Here is a 3,138-nt window from a genome sequence, read left to right as displayed (position 1 = left end):
CCGGCGCTTGGCCCGCCGATTTCCCCACTTTTGACTTTAACTTCTGGATCGACTTCAACCGTGCGGTCGGTTACCAACGAGATTCCAACCCCTACTTTATTAGAGTTGTCTGGAAAAGGTGCAAGTTCAATTTTTTTCTGAAGGGTCTCATCTCCCCTTTTAATCGTAAGAGTGACTTGATCTCCCTTTTTCATGTCCGTCACATATTCAATCAAGTCCGCTGATTCTTGAATATCTTTGCCGTCAACTTGAGTGATTTCGTCTCCTGCTTTTAATTGTTGTTCAGCCGGCATGCCTTTGATGACATCCATGACGAAGACACCCTCATAGTTAATCGTAATGTTTCTGTCAGCTGCCTTATAGGCCACAACCTTTGCAGCTTCCTGTGAAGATTCCATCATCTGTAATTGAGCGTGATAGTATTCTTCTTCGGTTACACCTTCTGGACGAATTTGTTCAATAGGATAAACCTGATGAAAAGGTCTAACCTTGGCAATTACCCATTGTAATGGGGTTGCCTGTCCGCCTCGGACCGTCACGAGGTGCATATCGCCTTCACTCGGATAGCCATCTGCGACTTCCACTATAGGATCGAGGGCATCTGCCGACCCGGGTTTATAAATGTAAAAAGGGAGACGGTAAGCTCCTAAAAAAGCAACGATCAAAAGAGTAATAATTCCAGTTATTATGACGCGCTTGTTCGACTTCATGCTTTAAGACTCCTTCCAATCAGCCAAAGTTCTTTGAATTTCTTTGATTTGGGTCTCTGCGGCTGCTTCCCCTGCCTCTACAATTTCTTTTATATTTGTAAAAGCGCGTGAACTGTACTTTGATACATCTGGACGGATCATCACGTCCGCATCGGAGGAAACACCCATTGCTGTAACCAGTTCATCCTGCATAATATCGATACTTTGGATAATCACATCATAAATAGAATTAATATTTGGATCAGCATCGAAATGGGCACAATCGACAGCAATAACGATATCTGCTCCCATATCCTTTACAACAGACACCGGTACACGGTCCATGACGCCTCCATCAATATAAAGACGATCCTCAATTTTTTCAGGAACAAAGATTCCAGGAATGGCTATGCTGGCACGAACGGCGTCACTTGCAGGACCATTTCTGAATATTTTTTTCTCGCCAGCGTATAAGTCTGTAGCAATAATCGCCATCGGCAATTCAAAATCTTCTAAATTTTTCCCGAACGTAAACAAACGGATATATTCCTTGATTCGTTTACCTTGGATGAAGCCCATCTTCGGCACTGTGAAATCGAGGTAATATTTCCGTTTGAAAGTAAAGGCTAGTTTGTATAGATCTTCGATTTTTTGACCTGCGGCAAAAAAAGAGCCGACTAAAGCTCCCATACTGCTGCCTGCCACCATATCAACCGGAATGCCATGCTCTTTCAAGGTCTTCAGAACTCCTAGATGTGAAAATCCTCTAGCTCCTCCTGACCCCAGAGCCAAACCGACCTTTGGACGATTCACTTGACATTCCCCCTTCACTGACTTTGTTTTATTTTATGGTATAAACAATTGAGTTATGAGCGTACACATGGAGTATAGGTACAAGCAATAAGACCAAATATATCCTCATTCTACTATTTCTGATATTAGAAGTACAGAAAACTGTAACGCCCTCTGGAGGTGTTTCTAATTTCGAAACTAAAGACCTTTGTTTTAACCTGTTTAACAATAGGACTTGCTGCTGCCTTGATTCTTTATCCAAAGGCATCATTATCCGCAAGCTTGCGAGGTCTAGATCTATGGTGGGAGGTCGTCTTTCCATCCTTACTTCCCTTCTTTATTACAGCAGAGCTCTTGATCGGTTTCGGTGTGGTGCATGGACTGGGAGCATTGAGCGAACGGTTTATGCGGCCATTATTTAATGTCCCAGGATCCGGCGGTTTCATTTGGGTGATGGGAATGGCCAGTGGATACCCGTCTGGCGCAAAGTGGACAGCTGACCTGCGGAAAAAAGGACAGGTAACACGTGTAGAGGCAGAACGTCTCGTCGCGTTTACCAATGCTTCAAGCCCCCTGTTCATTTTTGGAGCGATTGCAGTCGGATTCTTTCATGACCCCTCTCTCGGTCTATTGATCGCCCTCTCTCATTACGGAGGCAATGTGCTCGTAGGCTTCATTATGAAATTTTATAAGAGAAACGAGGACAGCGAATCACGAGAAGCACATTACTCCACACTGGGAGAAGCATTTTCTAAAATGCATCAATCGCGAATTGATGATGGCCGGACAATTGGAAAGCTGATGGGAGATGCTGTAACACGGTCAGTCGATACTCTCCTTATGGTCGGGGGATTCATCATGTTGTTTTCCGTCTTAACAGAGCTGTTCAAGCAAACAGGGATCATGACCATTCTTTCCGCATTTCTTTCGCTTTCTGCTTTACCCGAGAGTTTTCATACTCCTCTTATCGCAGGCATGCTTGAGTTGACGACAGGAATAGGGGCCATCACACAGACTGGGGAACCATTAATTGCGCAGCTCGTACTAGTAAGCTTTATCTTGGGATTTCATGGCTTTTCCATACAAGCCCAAATTGCCAGTATTCTTGCTGAAACAGATATAAGATTTAAGCCATATGCAATGGCTCGTATAGCTCATGGCTGTCTCGCTGCCGTTCTGATGATCATCCTGTATTACTTTTACAGCCATTCAAGCTGGCAGACGAAAAGCCTGGCCATTTGGAACCCAAAAGAAAACTTCACAACACCTATTATGGAATTTTTTCACCACTATGGACCGCCGATTACATTATTGATGATTATGTTTATGATTCTCGTCAAATGGCAAAGCCATTCTGGCCAAATCCACCACAAAAACACCCCCTATCAAAAAAGTTGATAGGGGGTTTGATCTTTCTCATGGCTGTGTTTAATGAAAGTTAGGTTCTCGTGATATAGTTATTTCATAAACATACAGCAAATAAAAGTTATCCAACAATCGTGCAGGATACTGGAAGACTTGATTCCGAGATAACCGGGGTTCGTTGCTGTATTGAGGTTCAGGGTTAGTTGGGAAGCAGCTCGCTTTCCTGCGGGGATGACGGCAAGCCTCCTCGGACTCCGTCGAAGCCACTGAAAAAGTGTTGTATTAACAGAAA

Annotated in this window: 3 protein-coding genes; 1 reads left to right on the top strand and 2 read right to left on the bottom strand. The window is 43.8% G+C overall.

The genetic code is table 11. The features are described 5' to 3' along the window. A partial coding sequence (locus LD39_RS10475) for a PDZ domain-containing protein (RefSeq protein ID WP_035546025.1) occupies positions 1–710 on the bottom strand: 710 nt, incomplete at its 3' end. 3 nt (positions 711–713) lie between these two features. Next, the gene (locus LD39_RS10470; RefSeq protein ID WP_035546024.1) at positions 714–1,502 is read right to left on the bottom strand and encodes a patatin-like phospholipase family protein; all 789 of its coding nucleotides are present in this window, start codon (positions 1,500–1,502) and stop codon (positions 714–716) included. 225 nt (positions 1,503–1,727) lie between these two features. On the opposite strand from LD39_RS10470, the gene ylbJ reads away from it, so the two are divergent. Then, positions 1,728–2,879: a sporulation integral membrane protein YlbJ gene (gene ylbJ, locus LD39_RS10465; RefSeq protein ID WP_231572555.1), complete on the top strand. Its 1,152-nt coding sequence runs from the start codon at positions 1,728–1,730 to the stop codon at positions 2,877–2,879. Positions 2,880–3,138 lie beyond the last annotated feature (259 nt).

The organism is Halobacillus sp. BBL2006, assembly GCF_000786645.1.
In the GTDB taxonomy this organism is placed as follows: Bacteria; Bacillota; Bacilli; order Bacillales; family Halobacillaceae; genus Halobacillus.
Note: the sequence above shows the minus strand (reverse complement) of the source record. Positions and strands in the feature narration are given on the sequence as shown.